The sequence below is a fragment of the Thalassospira sp. A3_1 genome, from assembly GCF_017744215.1.
GTDB classification, from domain to species: domain Bacteria; phylum Pseudomonadota; class Alphaproteobacteria; order Rhodospirillales; family Thalassospiraceae; genus Thalassospira; species Thalassospira lucentensis_A.
Genome location: NZ_JAGHQQ010000003.1, coordinates 159685 through 181077 on the forward strand (window position 1 = coordinate 159685; position 21393 = coordinate 181077).

A 21393-nucleotide genomic window follows, 5' to 3' on the forward strand; every position below is an offset into this window, starting at 1 on the left:
CGATACTTGCCATCAAAAGAACCCCGGCATTGTCCGGGGTTTTTCTTTTTTATCCGATGTTTGGTGATGAATTGATAATGCAAAATCAATTCGCCAGTTTCCGCTTGACCTTCCAGTTGCTGGAATCTCTATGGTCGCCCATATCAAGTTATTGACCATGGAATGGTGACCAGAATGGACAGGCGATCAGAAGCCGATATTTCCGAAAACGATGGCAACGGTGCGCCCGGTGCGGTGAAAGCCCTACGTGAGGGATTGAAAGACGAAGTTACCCTGCGGATCGGTGGTATGAACTGCGCATCCTGTGCCGGGCGGATTGAGAAGGCACTTGGTAAGTTGCCCGGTGTGTCGTCCGAGGTGAACCTTGCGCTGAATTCTGCACATATCGCCTTTGATCGTGATCAGACATCTGTGGGGAAACTGGCCGACACCATTCGTTCCGCAGGATATTCCGTGGCGGATGAAAGCCGGTCCTTTGATATTGATGGCATGACCTGTGCCAACTGCGCGCTTCGTGTGGAAAAGGCATTGGGCAAATTGCCCGGCGTTACCGAAGCCAGCGTCAATTTCGCGCTGGAACGTGCCGATATCCGTGCCTTACCCGGGCAGGTGGGTGATGAGGATGTCATTGCCGCGGTTGAAAAGGCTGGCTATCACGCGGTTTCACGCAACAAGTCCAACCCAATTGACGGGCAGCAGGATTCGGATAAAACCGGTTTCGATAAATCGCTTCTGTGGTTGGGCGCATCAATCGTCCTGACAGCGCCACTGGTTGCCCAGATGATCTGGATGTATCTGGGTGTCGATTTTCATTTGAACCCGTGGGTCGAACTGGCCCTTGCGACGCCCGTGCAGTTCCTGATCGGGTGGCGGTTCTATCGCGGTGCATGGATGGCGTTGCGCAATGGCAGCGCCAATATGGACGTGCTGGTCGCCCTTGGTACATCGGCTGCCTATTTCCTTAGCCTGTATAACATGCTGGTGGCCGGTCATGGCGGGCAGACGCATCTTTATTTCGAAGCATCGGCTGCGATCATCACCCTGATCCTTGCGGGCAAGATTATGGAAGAGCGCGCCAAACGTGGTGCGTCGGCCGCCATTCGAGAACTGATGGCATTGCGTCCTCGTCGGGCCCGCAAACTTGATCATGCCAAGGGTGAAATTGAAATCGATATCGCCGAGCTTGTTATCGGGGATATCGTCCGGGTGTTGCCTGGCGAACGGGTCCCCGTCGATGGCAAGGTTTCAGCCGGTGAAAGTGAGCTGGATGAAAGCCTTATCACGGGTGAAACGCGCCCCGTGGCGCGTGTGCCCGGCGATACGGTTGTCGGTGGTGCGGTCAATGGCACCGGACGGTTGGATATTGAAGTGACGGCAATCGGCGAAGATACAACTCTGTCGCGGATCATTCGGCTGGTTGAACAGGCGCAAACCGGAAAGGCACCGGTTCAGAAACTGGTCGACAAGGTTTCCGGGATTTTTGTGCCGGTGGTTATTGTGATTGCCCTGGTTACCTTTGGCGGGTGGCTGTTTTTCGGTGCAGGTATTGAGGCATCGATTGTTGCCGCGGTTTCGGTTCTGGTCATTGCGTGCCCCTGCGCATTGGGGCTTGCAACGCCAACCGCACTGGTGGCCGGGACGGGGGCAGCTGCCAAAAGCGGTATTCTGATCCGCAACTTTGATGCATTGGAACAGGCGCATAACGTCGATACCGTTATTTTTGATAAAACCGGCACCCTGACCGAAGGTACACCGACGGTACGCGATATCATTCCCGCAGAAGGAACAGATAAAACCGAACTGCTGCGTATGGTCGCATCTGTTCAGGCCGCGAGTGAACATCCGCTGGCACGTGCCGTTGTCGATACGGCACGGAAACAGGGCGTCAAAGTTCCCGATATCACCGACTTTAGCAGCAAAACGGGTGCCGGTGTTCAGGCAATGGTCGAGGGCCACAAAGTCGTGATCGGGAGCGAGGCAATGCTTGCCGATCTTGATATTGCTTTGCCGGAGGGCGGACTTGCCCGGCAAATTACCGATCACGAAGGTCGGGGCCAGACTGTTATTCTGGCGGCGATTGATGGCCGTTTTGCCGGGTTCATCACACTCGAAGACCGTATCCGTGCCTCTGCAAAGCAGGCGATTTCCCATCTGAAAGCGCGCGGGATCACCAGCATTATGCTGTCTGGCGATAGCGAAGATGTCGCTGCCTATGTCGCGGGTCAGCTTGGACTGGAACAAGGGCGCGGTCGCATTCGCCCGCAGGACAAGGCGCGCGAGGTCGAAAAACTTCGCAAAAACGGTCGCCATGTCGCGATGGTTGGTGACGGCATCAATGATGCACCTGCATTGGCAGCGGCCGATGTCGGCATTGCCATGGGTGGTGGGACAGATGTTGCCATGGAAACGGCGGGTATCACCCTGATGCGATCCGATCCGGTACTGGTCGCCGGTGCGATTGATGTATCGATCTCGACCCGGCGCAAGATCGCACAAAACCTGTTCTGGGCTTTTGCCTATAACGTAATCGGCGTTCCTTTGGCGGCGTTCGGTATCCTTAGCCCGGCGATTGCAGGGGCTGCGATGGCGCTAAGCTCGGTCTCGGTTGTCAGCAACTCGTTGTTGCTGCGCCGATGGAAAGTACGCGGAGAATAATCATGAACATTTCCGATGCATCACGCGATAGCGGTCTTCCGGCAAAAACCATCCGTTATTACGAGGATATAGGCCTGATAAAACCGGGCCGTCTGGAAAACGGATATCGCGATTACAGCGACGAGGACCTGCACAAACTGCGTTTTCTGCAGCGCGCCCGTGGCCTAGGTTTTTCGGTCGAGGATTGTCGGGTTTTACTCTCGCTTTACGAGGATCGGAATCGGGCCTCGGCGGATGTGAAACAGATTGCCAAAACGCATCTGATCGAGATTGAACGCAAGATCGCGGAACTGCAAAGCCTGCAAAAGACATTGGCGCATCTGGTTGACGCATGCCAAGGCGATCACCGGCCACATTGCCCCATCATCAATGATCTGGCTGGATAGCCTGTTCAGCATGAAAGAAGGAAGAAGTTCGGTGAAAAAGAAGTCGATTTTCGCCATCGGCGGAGCTCTATCTGCAATCTTCGTGATTGGTTTGGTCGTTTATGGCAACAGCCAGACAGAAGATGCTAAACAGGTACGTTTGCTGCCTGATGATTTGCAATTGGTGGCAATGGGCAAGAAAATCTACGACGTCAATTGTGCGTCCTGCCACGGACGCGATTTCAAAGGCGAGGCAAACTGGCGTGAACGGCGCGATGACGGGTTGTTGCCGGCACCACCCCATGACGAAACCGGTCATACGTGGCATCATCCGGATGACTTGCTGTTTGCATTGACCAAGTATGGTCCGGCAAAGATGATCGGCGATGGCTATCAATCGGCAATGCCGGGGTTCGAAAATGTTTTGACCGACGAGGAAATCATTGCGTCGCTGTCTTATATCAAAAGCCGCTGGCCTGAAGAAATCCGGTTGCGTCATGATCAGATCAACCAGTCGGCCACGCAGTAATGCCAACAAAACAAAAGGCCCGGCGATAACAGCCGAGCCCTTCTGATTTCTACCGGTAAATTCAAACGCGGGGCAGGGTGATCCGCACCGTCGTGCCCTTGCCAAGGTCGCTTTCGATGCTCAGCCGACCGCCATGCAATTCGACCAGAAGTTTAGCCAGCGGCAGGCCAAGACCCGTACCGGCACTTTCCTTGACCCCCGAAGGATGCAATTGCGAAAAACGGGCCAGTGCGCGGGGAATGTCATTCGGGCTCATACCGACACCATTGTCCTGCACCGCAAAGCAGATTTCGTCATCCAGTACCGTCAATGTCAGCGAAATCTGGCCCTTGTCGGGGGTGAACTTGGCCGCATTACTCAGGATATTGATCAGGATTTGTTTCAGTTTCAGCCGGTCGCATGGCATCACCAGCGGTTTTTCTGGCAAATTCAGGGTCAGTTTATGATGCCGTTTCTTGATATCGTCGCGAACAAGCTTTGCTGCTTCCTGCGTCACGGAACCGATGTCATCCTCGGCCAGTTGCAGCGCCATCGAACCGTTTGACAGTTTGGAAACATCAAGAACATTGTTCACGAGTTCCAGAAGGTGGGTTCCGGCCTCGTGAACGTCTCGTCCGCAATCGCGATAGCTTTCGGAAAGCTCGCCCAGAACACCCTGCGCGATCAGTTCGGAGTTCCCGATGATAGCGTTAAGCGGGGTGCGCAATTCATGCCCCATATTCGCTATGAAGTCCGATTTCGACGCATTGGCATCTGACCGGTCGCGATTCTGTTCCATCAAGGTGCGTTCTGCCTGTTGTTGCCGGTCATTTTCCAGAAGCGTCATCAGGACCGCTGTGCAGGTTTCGCTTTCACGGAAATATTCCAACGGAGCAATGGAGAGATCGCACATATGGCTTTCGTTGCTGGCATTGACCAGCACGATATCCCCGCGCCACGTACGGCCTGATGCGAACACGTCGTCGATGTCATTGAGAAGTCCGGCAGACAGGAAGCCCGCCTTGCGCCCGATCATGCGGTCGCGGGCAACGCCGATCAGATTTGCCATGGCGTCGTTGCATTGCAGAACCTTGCCACTACGTTCGCAAATTACTGCGGCATAGGGCAGTGCATTCAAAACAACCTGATCTGCCAATGGCGCGGTTTCAGCGTCAATCGGGGAGTCTGTGGTCATGTCGGCCCCTGGTCCCATCGTTATCCAGTAATCAATCGTTTAAAAACGGTCGATGCCCAGTCCGAGAAGCGAGATGTCAGGTGTGCGACCGTCGATCAGATCGGCAACCGCCTTTCCAGAACCACAACTCATGGTCCACCCCAATGTCCCGTGCCCCGTATTAAGATACAGATTATCATATTTGGTATCACTAATAACAGGGGCAGAATCCGGGGTTACGGGACGAAGTCCCGACCAGAACTCGATTGTCGACCGATCCCCGGAATTTGGAAACAATTCGAAAGCCTTATCGGCAATCATCTTTTGGCGTCGTTCCGACATTCTGAGGTTGTAGCCGTCCAGTTCCGCTGTCCCCGCAGCCCGAAGCCGGTTTCCAAGCCGCGAATAGACCATCTTTACACTGTCGTCGATCAGGGCCACCTGCGGGGCGCCGTTATATCCCGTGGTATCAATGCTGATCGAATATCCCTTGCATGGGTAAACCGGCAAATGGATGCCAAGGGGCTTTAAAAGAAGCGGACTGTAACTGCCAAGACATATAAGATAGCGATCACCGGAAATATCGCCCTGATCCGTGACGACGGCGGTAATGCGGCCCTGTTCCTGTTTCAGTCCGGTGATAATGGTGTCGAGTTTGAATACTGCACCCCGTTGACGGCACCGGTCCGCCAGAAGTTCGGTAAATTTGCGTGCATCGCCGCTTTCATCGTCGGGCGTAAAACTGCCACCGATGATTTTGGCATTGCTGTCGCGCAATGCCGGTTCGATTTCAAGGCATTCCTCGGCACTGACCATATGGCGGTTCAGGCCGAATTCCTGCATCTGGCGTGTTGCCTTTTCAACCGTTGCCAGCTCGTTCTCGTTGCGGCAAACGTGAAGGATACCCTGTTCAAGGTGATCATATTCAAGGCCAAGAGTACTGCGCAGGTCTTTCAGGCAGGCGCGGCTGTATGTCGCGACGCGCAATGCCTTTTCAAGGTTCTCGCGGGCCCGTTTGTCAGTGCAATTGCGCAGGAAACGCAGGCCCCATGAAAACAATTGCGGGTCCCAACGCATCCGGAACAGAAGCGGCGCTTCTTCGCGGCCAAGCCATTTCAGAATTTGTGCAGGAGTATGTTCATTTGCCCAGGGGGTAGCGTGGCAGGCGGAAATCTGCCCGCCATTGGCAAAGCTTGTTTCCTGTCCGGCGGCGTGCTGTCGATCAATGACCGTAACCTGATGGCCGTTTTCCAAAAGATACCAGGCCGCCGTCGTCCCGATGACTCCAGCGCCCATCACGACAACATGCATGCCGGAAAAGCCTCGTTGCAGATCGTTAAGTACGCGTTAGTCTCTGACTCGCGATTGCGTTTGCAATATACTGATCAGGAAAACAAATAGCTACCGGTGTCTGTTCGATTTTCGGATGATCGGGCAACTACCCCAAAGTACCGAATGTGACAGGTGAAAATGTTCGAAATCCTGACCACCGAACAGATGTATGAAGCCGACCGCAAAACCATCGACGCCGGAACGGCTGGCGATGTTCTGATGGAAAATGCCGGTGCGGCCGTTGTTGCAGAAATCGTATCGCGCTGGACGCCGCGTTCCGTAACGGTGCTATGTGGTCCGGGCAATAACGGTGGCGACGGATTTGTTGTTGCCCGTCTGCTGCGTCATGCCGGTTGGTCGGTGCGGTTAGGATTACTGTGTGAAGCTGAAAAGCTTACCGGCGATGCCGCATTGAATGCCGGGCGTTGGGACGGTGCGGTCGAGAGGCTTTCGCCCGCATTGCTGGTCGGGGCTGACCTGATTGTTGATTGCCTGTTTGGCGCCGGGCTCGCCCGATCAATCGAAGGTGAACTTGCCGAACTGGTTTGTGCCGTAAATGCCTGTGGCGTGCCGGTTATCGCCGTTGATGTGCCAAGTGGTGTTGATGGTAACTGCGGTGAAGTGCGCGGTGTATCGATCAAGGCGGATGTGACCGTGACATTCTGTCGTCCAAAACCGGGGCATTATTTATTGCCCGGTCGCGTTTTGTGCGGGCAGGTAATTGTGCGTGATATCGGTATAACCGATCAGACCATCCGCGATATACGCCCGTCTTTGATGCGGAACGAGCCCGGTATCTGGCGGGCGGGAATACATTGGCCAGGTGTTGACGGGCACAAATATCATCGTGGTCATCTGCTGGTGGTGGGGGGGGCATCCATGACCGGGGCAGGGCGACTGGTAGCACGTGCGGCGCGGCGCGCCGGGGCAGGGTTGCTTACGGTTGTTGCTGATCCTTCGGCGCTTCCGGTCTATGCGGCTGACAGCCCGGGCATCATGACGGCCCCGATTGCCAGTCTGGACGACCTTTTAAAGGATTGCCGCCACAATGCGCTGATCATCGGGCCGGGATTTGGTGTCGGCGATGAAACATGCAGTCGTATCATTCCGCTGCTGCATTATTGTCGGTGCACGGTTCTGGACGCCGATGCGCTGACAAGCTTTGCCGAACAACCAAGTACGTTGTTTTTCGCCATTCAGGGGCCCACGGTCCTGACGCCGCACGAAGGTGAATTTGCTCGTCTGTTTCCTGATATCGAAGGCGATAAGCTAAGTCGTGCGCGTGCCGCAGCCAAGCGAAGCGGGGCAACTGTCCTGATCAAAGGGGCGGATACGGTAATTGCCGCACCCGATGGCCGGGCAGCAATCAATGCGATTGATGCGCCGTGGCTGGCAACGGCCGGATCGGGTGATGTGCTTGCGGGGATTATTGGCGGACTGATGGCACAGGGCATGGAAATGTTCGATGCCGCCTGCATGGGGGCGTGGCTTCATGCCCGCGCCGGGGTCGATCTTGGCCCGGGGCTGATTGCCGAAGATATCCCGGAACATCTGCCGGTTTTGCTGGGCGAACTTTGGCACGCATTGCCTAAATGATTTAACAGATCGAACACAAATGGTCTGTGTTCCTGTCATTAAGATGGGATTGGATCGACTGCTGGCGGAATGTCGCCGCGATCACAATATCAATGGCAGTGGATATCGCCCGAAACGGGCTGGAAACAAAATAATGTGAAACGCCAAGGCTGTTGCAAATGCGCGGTGGTTCTGCAGGGAGCCGACACAACAGGTTTTGGAGAATGGGATGTCGCAGACCTTTCTGGATCGAACGCTTGATAACCTGCGTTCTGCATGGCGCGAATTGCGCGACAGCACGGTCGCACGCGGGCTTGGCTTTGACGAAAACGAGAACCGCAAGGAAAGATGGCGCAACCAGATAGAGGCCTGTCTGGCACGGCGCGGTGGCGCGGTTTCGGCACGTGCGCGGGCGGCGACTTTGGGGCATGACTTTTTGCGCCTTGATGAAGCCGGAAAAAAGGAATTCCTGCACCTTCTGATCACCGAATTTGATGTCGATCGGGATCGGGTTGCCGATGTTGTTTCCGATTGGACGGCGGCGGACGATGTTGCCGAGCGTGCCTTGCTGGAAGCAGAATTGCGTACAGCATTGGTACCGCCATTCCGGTCATTGCTGAAAGAATTCAATTCATTACCCCAAGGTGTTAAATTTCTGGTCGATCTTCGCGCGGATCTTTTGCGATGGCGCCGCGAGGCGCCAGGGCTTGGCATTTTGGAGCGCGATCTGAAAACATTGCTGGCGGGATGGTTTGACATCGGATTCCTTGAGCTGTCGCGAATCACCTGGAATTCGCCCGCCGCACTGCTTGAAAAACTGATTGCTTATGAAGCGGTTCACGCGATCAAAAGCTGGGATGACCTGAAGGGGCGTCTGGCATCGGATCGTCGTTGCTTTGCGTTTTTCCATCCCGGTATGCCAGATGAACCGCTGATTTTTGTCGAGGTTGCATTGGTCAACGGGATTGCAGGCAGTGTCGACGATCTGATCAACCGGGACGAAGATGCGGCCGATCCCCGGCATGCCGATACGGCAATATTTTATTCGATCTCGAACGCGCAGGCCGGTCTGGCCGGTATCAGTTTTGGCGATTTCCTGATCAAGCGGGTGGTTGCAGAATTGCAGCGTGACCTGCCGAACCTTAAACAGTTCAGTACCCTGTCTCCGATTCCGGGATTCCGGTCCTGGGTGCAAAAACAGGTCGACGCACGCCATCGTGGCGAAGTGACCGGTTTGCCCGCAATTGCGGGGCCCAGTGTAACAGCCAAGTCGAATAGGGGACTTCCTGTCCATATCGAAGCGGTAATTACCGACTGCGAAGATCTGTTTGAACCGCAACCATCTGCGGAGCGGCCTGAGCAGGTAAGCCCGGAAACGCGCGAGGCACTGGAGCAGTTGTGTTGCTGGTATCTTCTGAATGCCCGGCGTCCTGATAGCGGGACGGCCTTTGATCCTGTTGCGCATTTTCATCTGACCAACGGCGCGCGCGTGGAGAGGTTGAACTGGCTTGGCAATGGAAACGAAGCTGGTTGGCAGCAGTCTTTTGGCATGATGGTCAACTATCTTTACGATCTTGCCGATATCGAAAAGAACCATGAAAGCTATGTCGGGCAGGGTAGAATAGCCGCATCGGGGGCTGTAAAGCGCCTTGCGCGATAGTTTTTTGTACCTTCAAAAAGCGTTGTGAAACGCAGAAATCCTGCCTGTCGGACATTAAATACAGGCCTGAATGCATCTGGCTAAAAGGCGATGCTTGCATGAGGTGATCGAAGTTTGTATTAAGGCGCACCCACACCGGTACTTCCGGTGTGTTTGGTATGCTTGTGTGCGGGCGTGGCGGAACTGGTAGACGCGCTGGATTTAGGTTCCAGTGGAGCAATCCGTGGGGGTTCGAGTCCCTTCGCCCGTACCATAAGCTGACCATAAATTAAGACCAGGATGCATATTCGTTTAGTCATATTGACTTTCTGACGTCCGGACTGCGTCGCGTAACGGACATTATTCGAACCAAGCAAAAGAGTTATCTATGCAGGTTACTGAAACCAAAAACGAAGGCCTGGCGCGCGAGTTCAAAGTCGTTGTGCCCGCCGCTCAGATCGAAGAAAAAGTCGTCGCCAAACTCGACGAGATCAAAGACCAGGTTCGCCTTCCGGGCTTCCGTCCGGGCAAAGTACCGGCGAAACTGCTGCGCCAGCGCTATGGCCAGGCCGTCATGGGTGAAGTTCTCGAAGCCGCTGTAAATGAAAACACCGGCAAGGTTCTTAACGATAATGACCTGCGCCCGGCCGTTCAGCCGAAAATCGAAGTGACCTCGTTTGACGAAGGCAAGGATCTTGAGTTCGCCATTGCTGTCGAAGTCATCCCGGCCATCGAACCGATGGACTTCAAAAAGCTGAAGCTGACCCGCGAAGTCGTTGAACTTGACGATGCGAAAGTCAACGAAACGCTTGACCGTATTGCAGCAGCGCAGGGCACCACCGAGCCGCTCGCACGCAAGCGCAAGTCGAAAGCCGGTGACGTTGTCGTCATCGACTTCCTTGGCAAAATCGGTGGCGAAGCTTTCGAAGGCGGTAAAGCCGAAGATTACGAACTCGAACTTGGTTCGGGCTCGTTCATCGAAGGTTTCGAAGACCAGCTGACCGGTGTTAATGCTGGTGACGAAGTTGTCGTCAAGGTGAAATTCCCGGAAGCCTACGGTGCGGCTGAACTTGCAGGCAAAGATGCCGAGTTCGACGTAACCGTCAAGGAAATCAAGGAAAAGAAACCGGCTGCTCTTGATGATGAACTCGCCAAGAAACTCGGCCAGGAAAGCTTTGACGCACTTAAAGACGCAATTCGCAAGGATTACGGTCGCGAGTACGAATCGGTTGCCCGTCAGAAACTGAAACGCCAGTTGCTTGACGCACTTGCTGAAAACCACAGCTTCGAACTGCCGACCAGCCTGGTCGAGAACGAGCTGGAAGGCATCATCGGCCAGATCAAACAGGCGCGTGAAGCCGGTCAGGAAGATGACGAAACCAAAGGCAAGTCCGAAGAAGAACTGACCGCCGAGTTCCGCGAGATCGCAGAACGCCGCGTTCTTCTTGGTCTTCTGCTGGCAGAAGTTGGCCGTAAAAACGAAATCCAGGTTACCCAGGAAGACGTAAACAAGGTCCTCGTTGCCGAAGCCCAGAAATATCCGGGCCAGGAACAGCAGGTTATTGAATTCTATAAAAATAACCCGCAGGCCTTGCAGGCGCTTCAGGGCCCTGTATATGAAGACAAGGTCGTGGATTTCATCGTCGAACTCGCCAAGGTAGAAGACAAGACCGTTTCGGTCGAAGACCTTCTGAAACCGGAAGAGGAAGACGAAGCTCCGAAGAAGAAATCGGCTGCCAAGAAGGCACCGGCTAAAAAAGCTGCAGACAAAGAGGCTCCGGCCAAGAAAGCTGCTGCCAAGAAGCCGGCCGCCAAGAAAAAGGCCGATAAATCGGAAGAGAAGTAATCCGTCCGACATATCGGTTTAGGATGCAGCAAGGAGATTGCAGTCGATGATTGAAGCACAGATGAACTCGCTCGTGCCGATGGTGGTTGAACAGACCAGCCGTGGTGAACGGGCCTATGACATCTTTTCCCGTCTTCTCAAGGAGCGGATCGTCTTCATCAACGGCCAGGTACATGACGGCATGTCGTCACTGATCTGCGCGCAGTTGCTGCATCTCGAATCGGAAAACCCGGACAAGGATATCTCGCTTTACATCAACTCCCCGGGCGGGGTTGTGACGTCGGGTCTGGCGATCTATGACACCATGCAATACATCCGTTGCGATGTTTCCACGGTGTGCATGGGGCAGGCGGCTTCCATGGGGTCGCTGTTGCTGATGGCCGGTGCAAAGGGCAAGCGTTACTGCCTGCCGAACGCGCGCGTCATGATTCACCAGCCGTCCGGCGGGTTCCAGGGGCAGGCATCGGATATCGAAATCCATGCCCGCGAAATTCTGGCGTTGCGTCAGCGTCTTAACGAGATCTATGTCGAGCATACCGGCCGTGATCTCAAGACGATTGAAGACGCGATGGAGCGTGATAACTTCCTGACCCCGGATCAGGCCAAGGAATTCGGCCTGATTGACGAGGTGGTTACGTCGCGTCCGAAACCGGATTCTGATGCGAAAAAAGATTGATCGTTCCATAACGATCCGATGAAAACGCCCCGGTGTTTTGCCGGGGCGTTTTTTTTATGGCTTGCGCACATTCATCCTCTGGTCATAGACAGGAGGTATAAGTAGGTTCTGTGACATTGTTTGGAACATGCGAAATTCCATAACGTTCAGGTGATAATGGACAGGGGTTTCGCATCCTTGGGTGCGGTCCCATATCAAACATGTGGCCATATGGCCGATAAGCGCAGATTAAACGTTGAGATCGGTATCGTTTACCGGCTAACATGGCGATAAAAGATAACGTCAAACGTAATTGGGGTTTGTATGAGCAAATCGAATAGCGGGGACTCCAAGAACACTCTGTATTGTTCTTTCTGTGGAAAGAGCCAGCACGAGGTTCGCAAGCTCATCGCCGGTCCAACCGTGTTCATCTGTGATGAATGCGTAGAGCTTTGCATGGACATCATCCGCGAAGAGCACAAAACCCATCTCGTCAAATCGGCTGACGGGGTGCCTTCTCCGCAAGAGATTTGCAAGGTTCTTGACGATTATGTGATCGGTCAGGGCCATGCGAAGAAAGTTCTCTCTGTCGCGGTTCACAACCACTACAAACGCCTGCATCACGCCAGCAAGAACGAGGATATCGAACTTGCCAAGTCGAACATCATGCTGGTTGGTCCGACCGGCTGTGGTAAGACGCTTCTGGCGCAGACGCTTGCGCGCATCCTTGATGTGCCGTTCACCATGGCAGACGCCACGACCCTTACCGAGGCAGGTTATGTCGGCGAGGATGTCGAAAACATCATCCTTAAGCTGCTTCAGGCGGCTGATTACAATGTCGAACGTGCGCAGCGCGGCATCGTCTATATCGACGAAGTCGACAAGATTTCGCGCAAGTCCGACAACCCGTCGATCACGCGTGACGTGTCGGGCGAAGGTGTGCAGCAGGCCCTTCTGAAGATTATGGAAGGGACGGTTGCATCGGTTCCGCCGCAGGGCGGTCGTAAACACCCGCAGCAGGAATTCCTGCAGGTCGACACTACCAACATCCTGTTCATCGTTGGCGGTGCCTTCGCTGGCCTGGACAAGGTGATTTCGCAGCGTGGCAAGGGCAGTGCGATCGGTTTCGGCGCGGATGTCCGTAGCCCCGAAGACCGTCGTACCGGCGAAGTCCTGCGTGAAGTCGAACCCGAAGACCTTCTGAAATTCGGTCTTATTCCGGAATTCATCGGTCGTCTGCCGGTTCTGGCAACGCTTGAAGACCTCGACGAGGATGCGCTGGTCAAGATTCTGACCGAGCCGAAAAATGCGCTTATCAAGCAGTATCAGCGTCTGTTCGATATGGAAGACGTGAAACTGACCTTCCAGCCTGATGCGCTGGTGGCGATCGCCAAAAAAGCGATCGAGCGTAAAACCGGTGCGCGTGGACTGCGTTCGATCATGGAGGGCATCCTGCTTGATACCATGTTCGATCTGCCGACCCTTGAAAGCGTCGAGGAAATCGTGATCAACCGTGACGTCGTCGAAGGAAAGGCAAAACCGTTGCTGATCCATGCCGAACGACGTGAAGGTGTCGAGCACAGTGCCTGACTTCTGATCCCGCACCGGCATCCTATTGCGGTGCGGGAATTTCAGATTATCTTTTGAATGTTCGCGTTACTGGCGGGGCCTATGGCAGGACCCCAGCAACGTTTTGGCTCAGAATAGGGAATAGAACATAATGGTTGAATTGGCGCGTGGCGAAATTTACCCGGTACTGCCGTTGCGCGACATCGTAGTGTTTCCGCATATGATTGTTCCGCTGTTTGTCGGACGCGAAAAATCAGTGCGCGCACTTGAAGATGTGATGCGCGAAGACAAGCAGATTCTGCTTGTTACTCAAAAAGATGCGGGTCTTGATGACCCGTCTGTCGACGATCTGTATGAAATCGGGACTGTCGCGACTGTCTTGCAGCTTCTGAAGCTGCCGGACGGGACGGTCAAGGTGCTTGTCGAAGGTGGCAAGCGTGCGGAGATTTCTGGTTTCGTCGACAATCCCGAATTTTTCCAGGCTTATGCCGCTGTTCGCGAGGAAGCGGACGAGGATGACAGCGAGCTTGAAGCGCTTGCGCGTTCCGTCGTGACCCAGTTCGAACAGTATATCAAGCTTAACAAGAAGATACCGCCGGAAGTTCTGGTATCGGTTAATCAGATCGAAGAGCCCGCGAAGCTTGCCGATACGGTGGCGTCGCATCTGTCGCTCAAGATTTCCGAGAAACAGGAACTTCTGGAAACGACCCTTGTCGGGGACCGTCTGGAACGCATTTTCGGTTTCATGGAATCGGAAATCGGCGTCCTGCAGGTCGAGAAAAAGATCCGCAACCGCGTCAAGCGCCAGATGGAGAAAACCCAGCGCGAGTACTATCTGAACGAGCAGCTTAAAGCCATTCAGAAAGAACTGGGCGAGGGCGAAGACGGCAAGGATGAAGCTTCTGAAATCGAAGAGAAGCTGAACAAGGCCAAGATGCCGAAGGAAGCCAAGGAAAAGGCCCAGGCCGAGCTTAAGAAGCTGCGCAATATGAGCCCGATGTCCGCCGAGGCCACCGTGGTGCGCAACTATCTTGACTGGATGGTATCGATTCCGTGGAACAAGCGTTCGCGTGTTTCGCTTGATCTGAAAAAGGCCAAGAAGGTGCTCGACAAGGAGCATTACGGTCTTGAGCAGGTCAAGGAACGCATCCTTGAATATCTTGCGGTTCAGGCGCGTATCAAAAAAGTCAAAGGCCCGATTCTGTGCCTTGTCGGTCCTCCGGGTGTTGGAAAAACCTCGCTTGGGAAATCGATGGCCAATGCGACCGGTCGCACATTCGTGCGCATGTCGCTTGGCGGGGTGCGTGACGAGTCCGAAATTCGCGGTCATCGCCGGACCTATATCGGTTCCATGCCGGGTAAAATCATCCAGGGCATGAAAAAGGCGAAATATTCCAACCCGCTTTTCCTTCTCGACGAGATTGAGAAAATGGGTTCGGATTTCCGCGGCGATCCGGCTTCGGCATTGCTTGAAGTTCTTGATCCGGAACAGAATTCGACCTTTAACGACCACTATCTAGAAGTCGATTACGATCTTTCGGATGTGATGTTCGTTACGACCGCCAACAGCCTGCGCATGCAGCAGCCGTTGCTCGATCGTATGGAGATCATCCGGATTTCGGGCTACACCGAGGATGAAAAGGTTGAAATCGCCAAGCGCCACCTGATCCCGAAACAGGTCAAGGAGAGCGGCCTGCGTAAGGGCGAGTGGAGCATTTCGGACGACGCGCTTCGCGATCTGATCCGTTACTACACCCGTGAAGCCGGTGTGCGTAGCCTTGAGCGTGAGCTGGCGAAGCTTGCGCGAAAGGCAACCAAGCGCATCATGCTTGAGAACCTGAAAACGGTTCGCGTGACCCCGCGGACGCTTGGCAAATATGCCGGCATTCGCAAGTTCCGTTATGGCGAAACCGAAGGTGAAGATCAGGTCGGTGTTGTTACCGGTTTGGCTTATACCGAATTCGGCGGCGATCTGTTGCAGATTGAATCGGTTACCGTACCGGGCAAGGGCAACATGAAAACCACCGGTAAACTCGGTGAAGTCATGACAGAATCGATCCAGGCGGCCACGTCGTTTGTGCGTTCGCGCGCCACCCAGTTCGGCATCAAGCCGACCCTGTTCCAGAAACGTGACATTCACGTTCACGTTCCGGAAGGGGCGACGCCAAAAGACGGTCCGTCGGCCGGTGTCGGCATGGTGACGTCGGTGGTTTCGGTTCTGACTGGCAATCCAGTTCGCAAGGATGTCGCGATGACAGGCGAAATCACGCTTCGCGGCCGTGTGCTTGCGATTGGTGGTTTGAAAGAAAAGCTTCTTGCGGCATTGCGCGGCGGTGTCAAAACCGTCCTGATCCCGCAGGAAAATGAAAAGGATCTGGAAGACATTCCGGACAACGTCAAACGCGGCATGGAAATCATTCCGGTTTCCCATGTTGACGAGGTTCTCAGCCACGCGCTGGTCAATCCGCTGGTTCCCATCGAGTGGGAAGAAGAGGTGGATGACGTCGCTGTCAAATCCAAGGACGGCGAAGAATCGGAAGTCGGTGGTGTTACCACTCACTGATAAGCGGAAAAAACGTTCGAAAACCGGGGGGATGGCAGCGCCATCCCCCCTTTTCTGTGGATAACTTTGGCCAAGAATCGGCATTGATCCACAGCGTCAGGGCTGTAAAGACGAAAAAAATCAAAAAAACGTTCGAAACCGCAGAAAACTGCGTCTCTCGCATTGACGGGAACTTGGCGACCTGCTTACACTGCCCATGCAACAGGTTTGGGGCAAACCAAATTTCCTCATAACTCCGAACGTCCAATAAGGGGGCCAGGAAGTGAATAAAAACGATCTCGTTGGAAGTGTAGCTGCTAAAGCCGATCTGTCCAAAGCGGACGCTGCTAAAGCCGTTGACGCTGTTTTCGATTCCATTACCGAATCTCTCAAAGGCGGTGACGAAGTTCGTCTCGTCGGTTTCGGTACCTTCGCTGTCGCTGCTCGCGCTGCTTCAAAAGGTCGCAACCCGCGCACCGGTGAAGAAATCGACATTCCGGCATCGAAACAGCCGAAATTCAAGGCTGGCAAAGGTCTTAAGGACGCCGTCAACTAAGTTTGACGAAGTTCTGAAAAAAAATGCCGGTGACGAGCGTCACCGGCATTGCTTTTTCAAAAAAGCATGTTATGTTCCGCCCGCTTCCGCAAAACGGGGCATCAAAATACGGGTGATTAGCTCAGCTGGTTAGAGCATCTCGTTTACACCGAGAGGGTCGGGAGTTCGAATCTCTCATCACCCACCATTCTTGCAAAAGTCGGCCTCGCGCCGGCTTTTTGCATTTCCGGGCCATGCCATTTTCTTTTTGCGAATCAGCGCATTATCGCAGTGCACCGCGAATCGTCGATCAGAATCGAAACGCCATGCAACGGTTGACGCCATAGCGCCCGACAGGCAAGCTTGATCAAGCAACACCAGTCAGGATGACGCCGCGATGACCATAATCTTCGAAATCCCGTTTTCCGCGCTAGTGGCGTCGTTGCGAAGAGTTGCTGTCCATCGGGGTCAATTGATCGCGCGGGGGGCTCTGGTGGCGATTATAGCGCCCCTGATGCTGGTTGGCTGTTATCTGCCCGACGACTTCACCATTGATCTTAATGTCGAGCAGAATGGCGATTACCGGTTCAGCTATCGCGGGTTGCTGGTGCAGCCGACCATTACCGAGGCCCTTCTGAACGAAGAAATTGATGCCGATGAAGAAAAAGTGCGCGTCGACAAGGTGCTTGCCGATCTGAAACGCGATTCCGGTGTCAAGCAACTGACCTATCAGGGCAAGGGCATATTCAACATTGTTTATGAGCGACGCAGCAACATCATGCGCGACAAAAGCTTTGTGTTTGTCCGGCGCAATTCGCGAATCCTTGAAATGTTTTTCCGCGCGGAATCGAACACCGTTGAAATACGCGGCGGCTTCGTGCCCGACCAGTATGAAGAACGCCTGACCGCACTTGGCTATCAGATGACCGGCAAGATCGAGTTGCGCACCACGGCAGGCATCCGCAGCCATAACGCCGCCGAATTTGTCAAAACCGCCGGTCAGAACAGGCTGCGCTGGGAAATCAAATCGATCACCGATCCGGTGCCGAATGTGATCATCGGATAGGGAGCCGGGCCGGGAAAGCTGGCAGGCTGATCTGGCTTAAAAGATCGGGAATTTTCATTGATCAGGATGCGGCAGGCTACATTTCCCGATGGTGCTGTTATCCTGGATAATTTTGATGAACGCATATGCACACTACAGGGGCTTTGAATTCTGTCTTTGTCGATGGCATTCAATTTTGTTCTTGATTTGTTCTTTGTTTGGTGGTAAGGATATCTCGTCAACTTGATAATTGCGCCCGCATCGCGGGCAAAAGGGGCCGGGATCTTTGGATTTCCGGCCCTTTTTGCGTTTCGCAAAGCCCCGGAGCAATGCCGTCACAGGATGTTTGCCATGCAAACGGAACGGATGGCGCATGTGTTGTTGGCAAAGGAAAGAGGGCCATGATTGTGAATGTCGATGATTTCGATGATGAGGGGCCGTGAGGCCGTGCGGGCGCAGGTTGAGGCGCCACACGAGCGGGGCAGGCGGGAATGCCTGTCAGATCCCGCATAACGACCCCGGTGGCATGAAGGTTTCATGCGGCGGGGTATCCGGACTGTCATGTGAGCGGAGGACGATTAATTCACGGCGCGGTGCCAGCCGTCTTGTCAGGCATCCATAACAGGGGCGATCCGCCTGAAACGGCCAAAAGTCATTACGGGAGAGGTGCGTCAATCGCACAAAAAAGGGGGCGATAATCCGCCGTCCCGATTTGTGGCGCGATTGGCCGGGACCCAGACCGGATGGCGAGACCGCGAGCCATCAAACGAGGACCGCGAACCCGAGACGACCAAAAGTCATTACGGAAGTGGTTTGTCCGTCTCGCAAAAAGAGTGGGGCGACAAGCTGCCATTCCGGTTTGGGGCATGGTGGGTTGACGGTCGGACTGGATGTCGAGGGCATCGGGAGGTGCTTGGGGCAGCATTGGATCTGCGGGCCACTGGTCCTTGATCCATCCTCGGAAAGGGGGCAGACGCTTTGTGGCATGGATCGACAGTCATCATTCGGAATTCCCCGGAAATCAATGAACGAACGGGGCGACGGAAACTGGCGCGACAAGCTGCTGGGGGCAACAAGGGTAGTAGGCTGCCGACCATCCACTTAGAGGATGATCTGGACCTATGCGGCAGGCTCCTTGGCGGGCAGGGCGGTCATCATTCGGGGTTTCCGACCTCCGACAGGTGTTTGGGGCTGCGGGGTGTTTGGGGCATCGCGGGAAGGGGCAGTCAGTCTGAGGTGGCTAAAGGGCGTTGCCGGACTGGGGGGCTGGGGGGGCTGTGTGCGCAAAAAGAAAGGGACGGCGATGTGCCGTCCCGTTTTCGTTGGGGATCGGAAGCGGATGCGGGGTCAGTAGACCATTTCGTCTTCGCCGCCGCCTTCGGAGATGACGATCTGGCCTTGGGCGGCGAGTTCCTTGGCGAGCTGGACGATCATCATCTGGGATTCCTCGACATCCGACAGGCGGACAGGGCCCAGTGCGTCCATGTCTTCGCGCATCATCTTGCCGGCACGTTCGGACATGTTCTTGAAGAACAGATCGCGCATCGCATCGGTCGAGCCTTTGAGGGCCAGTGCGAGTTTGTCCTTTTCGACCTGACGCAGCAGGGTCTGAACGCCGTTGTTGTCGAGACGGGCAAGGTCTTCGAAGGTGAACATGAGGGCCTTGATCTTTTCCGCAGAGTCGCGGTTGCGTTCCTCGAGTGCGGTGAGGAAGCGGTCCTGGCTCTGGCGATCCAGACTGTTGAAGATATCGGCCATCAGTTCGTGGTTGTCGCCGCGCGAGCCGCGCGCAAGGTTCGACATGAATTCGGTGCGGAGTGTCTTCTCGATATTGTCGAGGACCTCTTTCTGCACGGCCTCCATGCGCAGCATACGCATGATGACCTCCATCGAGAAGTTTTCCGGCAATAGCGACAATACAGCGGCCGAGTGGGATGATTTCAGTTTCGAGAGCACCACGCCAACGGTCTGCGGGTATTCGTTTTTGAGGTAGTTGGCGAGAACCGCCTCGTTCACGTTGTTCAGCTTGTCCCACATGGTGCGGCCGGCGGGGCCGCGAATCTCTTCCATGATGCCGTTGACACGATCTTCGGGGAGGACCTTGGACAGCAGGCGTTCGGTCGTATCGAACGAACCGACCAGCGAGCCGGTCGACGAAAGCTGGTCTGCAAATTCCACAAACAGACGTTCGACGATATTGGAGCTGATGGTGCCAAGGCCCGACATGGTCTGGGAAATCTCTTTGATTTCCTCGTCATCCATCATGCTGAACATTTTGGTGGCGTGTTCTTCACCAAGTGCCAGCATCAGAATCGCGGCTTTTTCCGGGCCTGCAAGCGACCTGTATTCTTCTTTTACGCGCCCCACTGGTGGTCTTCTCCGTCACTGCGTTCATTCGCCGGGTTTGTTCACCCGGGCGAACATGCCTGTTTCTAGCGGCAAAGAATATAATCTATTTATCAACAATTCTATAAAAGCTAAGCGCAGGATGCAAAGGTAACTGACGAAACCGTCCGTGGAAGTGATTGGAAAAGCGTTATTTGTCCAAAAGCCGGGGCCTGTGATGTGTTTCACAGGGTGATGATCTCCGGCGCAATTGACGAGATGGTTGAAAACGCTGGTATCAGCTTGACTTGGCATAGGTGCTGGTCTAACAAAGGCGCGCCAATAGCTGGTCATTTGGGGGCGTAGCTCAGTTGGTTAGAGCGCCGGCCTGTCACGCCGGAGGCCGCGGGTTCAAGTCCCGTCGCTCCCGCCATGATCACGCATCTGTTGTCTTTGTTCGGACGTTTCGTCCTTTCCGCGATCGCCTTTTCACGTGCAGCGCATGTTGCTTCGCAAGAAACGGACTTGATCATGACGTTACGCGACCCGATATCGGAGAGCAGAGAATGGCAAAAAGATTAGGAAGTTTCCGGCCTTAGGTGGTGTTAAAACCGCTTACGGGGCTGGAACTTGTGCGGTGCATACGTTATGGTGCGCCGGTATAGGCCAGGTGGGGACCTGGTCGGGTCAAAAGAGGCCTGTTCTTGAGAGGTCAGAGAGATGCAAGAGCTTCTTTCGGAATATCTTCCGATCCTGATTTTCATCGGGATCGCCGTCGGTCTCTCGGCGGTTATCGTCATCGCGTCGCTGGTTCTGGCCAAGCAGGCTCCTGATGTTGAAAAACTGTCCGCATATGAATGCGGGTTTGCGCCGTTTGAAGACGCGCGCATCAAGTTTGATGTCCGGTTCTATCTGGTCGCCATCTTGTTCATCATTTTCGATCTCGAAGTTGCGTTCCTGTTCCCGTGGGCTGTGACCCTTGGCGACATCGGCACCTTCGGTTTCTTTTCTATGGTGATCTTCCTGGCTGTGCTGACGGTCGGATTTGTCTATGAATGGAAGAAGGGAGCATTGGAATGGGAGTGAGCACCAATACAGGCGCCCCCCTGGCACCCGGTCAGGATCAGGATACCCTGCTTAAAGGCGTGTTCGACGAGATGAATGACAAGGGCTTTGTCCTTGCCAATCTCGACAAGCTGGCAAGCTGGGCAAGCACCGGTTCGCTGTGGCCGATGACATTCGGTCTGGCCTGCTGTGCCGTGGAAATGATGCATGCCGCCGCGTCGCGTTACGACCTTGACCGTTACGGTCTTGTGTTCCGTCCGAGCCCGCGTCAGTCCGACGTGATGATCGTTGCCGGCACGCTTACCAACAAGATGGCTCCGGCACTGCGCAAGGTTTACGACCAGATGGCCGAACCGCGCTGGGTGATCTCGATGGGATCATGTGCGAATGGTGGCGGATATTATCACTATTCCTATTCGGTGGTGCGCGGTTGTGATCGCGTTGTTCCGGTGGACGTATATGTTCCCGGGTGCCCGCCGACAGCCGAAGCGCTGATTTACGGCGTGATGCAGTTGCAAAAGAAAATCCGCCGTACCGGTGTCCTGACACGCTGATCCTTAATA

At 54.7% G+C, this 21393-nt stretch carries 16 protein-coding genes and 3 tRNA genes; 16 read left to right on the forward strand and 3 right to left on the reverse strand.

Annotation, left to right across the window (positions count from 1 at the left end; translation table 11 throughout):
• The first annotated feature begins 174 nt into the window (after positions 1–174).
• From J7395_RS14195 to J7395_RS14205, 3 genes are read left to right on the forward strand one after another with little or no spacing between them, the layout of a single operon-like run.
• Complete coding sequence (locus tag J7395_RS14195) at positions 175–2655, forward strand: heavy metal translocating P-type ATPase (RefSeq protein ID WP_209221940.1); 2481 nt, start codon at positions 175–177, stop codon at positions 2653–2655.
• 2 nt (positions 2656–2657) lie between these two features.
• Positions 2658–3041 (forward strand): Cu(I)-responsive transcriptional regulator, encoded by a 384-nt coding sequence (cueR, locus tag J7395_RS14200; protein WP_062948538.1) that lies wholly within the window; start codon positions 2658–2660, stop codon positions 3039–3041.
• A 31-nt stretch (positions 3042–3072) separates the two neighbouring features.
• Entirely contained in the window at positions 3073–3549 is a 477-nt protein-coding gene (locus J7395_RS14205; RefSeq protein ID WP_209221941.1) for a cytochrome c, read from the forward strand.
• A 61-nt stretch (positions 3550–3610) separates the two neighbouring features.
• Here the strand turns inward: J7395_RS14205 and J7395_RS14210 are convergent, their stop codons facing one another.
• Both J7395_RS14210 and J7395_RS14215 read right to left on the reverse strand, forming a co-directional pair.
• Positions 3611–4723 carry a PAS domain-containing sensor histidine kinase gene (locus J7395_RS14210; protein WP_097050165.1) on the reverse strand — a complete coding sequence of 371 codons (1113 nt, stop codon included), beginning with the start codon at positions 4721–4723 and terminating at the stop codon, positions 3611–3613.
• Positions 4724–4762: 39 nt separating this feature from the next.
• On the reverse strand, positions 4763–6013 hold the full coding sequence (locus J7395_RS14215) for a D-amino acid dehydrogenase (protein WP_209221942.1): 1251 nt from the start codon (positions 6011–6013) through the stop codon (positions 4763–4765).
• Between the two features lie 159 nt (positions 6014–6172).
• Here J7395_RS14215 and J7395_RS14220 point away from each other — a divergent pair, with 159 nt between their 5' ends.
• The 10 genes from J7395_RS14220 to J7395_RS14265 all read left to right on the forward strand — a co-directional run bounded on the left by J7395_RS14220 (position 6173) and on the right by J7395_RS14265 (position 17461).
• Positions 6173–7630 (forward strand): NAD(P)H-hydrate dehydratase, encoded by a 1458-nt coding sequence (locus tag J7395_RS14220; protein WP_209222544.1) that lies wholly within the window; start codon positions 6173–6175, stop codon positions 7628–7630.
• Between the two features lie 208 nt (positions 7631–7838).
• Entirely contained in the window at positions 7839–9269 is a 1431-nt protein-coding gene (locus J7395_RS14225; protein WP_209221943.1) for a malonyl-CoA decarboxylase, read from the forward strand.
• A 168-nt stretch (positions 9270–9437) separates the two neighbouring features.
• Positions 9438–9522 (forward strand) — tRNA-Leu (locus tag J7395_RS14230).
• Between the two features lie 114 nt (positions 9523–9636).
• Complete coding sequence (gene tig / locus J7395_RS14235; RefSeq protein ID WP_062948546.1) at positions 9637–11094, forward strand: trigger factor; 1458 nt, start codon at positions 9637–9639, stop codon at positions 11092–11094.
• Between the two features lie 46 nt (positions 11095–11140).
• Positions 11141–11770, forward strand: coding sequence for an ATP-dependent Clp endopeptidase proteolytic subunit ClpP (gene clpP, locus J7395_RS14240; RefSeq protein ID WP_062948548.1), 630 nt, complete (start codon positions 11141–11143; stop codon positions 11768–11770).
• Positions 11771–12073: 303 nt separating this feature from the next.
• Positions 12074–13339, forward strand: coding sequence for an ATP-dependent Clp protease ATP-binding subunit ClpX (gene clpX, locus J7395_RS14245; RefSeq protein WP_062948550.1), 1266 nt, complete (start codon positions 12074–12076; stop codon positions 13337–13339).
• A 130-nt stretch (positions 13340–13469) separates the two neighbouring features.
• Positions 13470–15881: an endopeptidase La gene (gene lon, locus J7395_RS14250; protein WP_062948552.1), complete on the forward strand. Its 2412-nt coding sequence runs from the start codon at positions 13470–13472 to the stop codon at positions 15879–15881.
• Between the two features lie 262 nt (positions 15882–16143).
• Positions 16144–16416 carry an HU family DNA-binding protein gene (locus J7395_RS14255; protein WP_007089403.1) on the forward strand — a complete coding sequence of 91 codons (273 nt, stop codon included), beginning with the start codon at positions 16144–16146 and terminating at the stop codon, positions 16414–16416.
• A gap of 110 nt (positions 16417–16526) precedes the next feature.
• Positions 16527–16603 (forward strand) — tRNA-Val (locus tag J7395_RS14260).
• 285 nt (positions 16604–16888) lie between these two features.
• Positions 16889–17461 carry a hypothetical protein gene (locus J7395_RS14265; RefSeq protein ID WP_348541231.1) on the forward strand — a complete coding sequence of 191 codons (573 nt, stop codon included), beginning with the start codon at positions 16889–16891 and terminating at the stop codon, positions 17459–17461.
• A 1326-nt stretch (positions 17462–18787) separates the two neighbouring features.
• On the opposite strand, the gene fliG is transcribed toward J7395_RS14265, so the two are convergent.
• A complete protein-coding gene (gene fliG / locus J7395_RS14270) occupies positions 18788–19807 on the reverse strand; it encodes a flagellar motor switch protein FliG (protein WP_062948556.1) in 1020 nt (339 codons plus the stop codon).
• Between the two features lie 314 nt (positions 19808–20121).
• Between fliG and J7395_RS14275 the strand changes: the two genes are divergently transcribed.
• The 3 genes from J7395_RS14275 to J7395_RS14285 all read left to right on the forward strand — a co-directional run bounded on the left by J7395_RS14275 (position 20122) and on the right by J7395_RS14285 (position 21384).
• Positions 20122–20198 (forward strand) — tRNA-Asp (locus J7395_RS14275).
• Positions 20199–20485: 287 nt separating this feature from the next.
• Entirely contained in the window at positions 20486–20851 is a 366-nt protein-coding gene (locus tag J7395_RS14280) for an NADH-quinone oxidoreductase subunit A (protein WP_007089406.1), read from the forward strand.
• Entirely contained in the window at positions 20842–21384 is a 543-nt protein-coding gene (locus J7395_RS14285) for an NADH-quinone oxidoreductase subunit B (protein WP_007089407.1), read from the forward strand. Before J7395_RS14280 ends, J7395_RS14285 begins: the two co-directional genes overlap by 10 nt.
• Positions 21385–21393 lie beyond the last annotated feature (9 nt).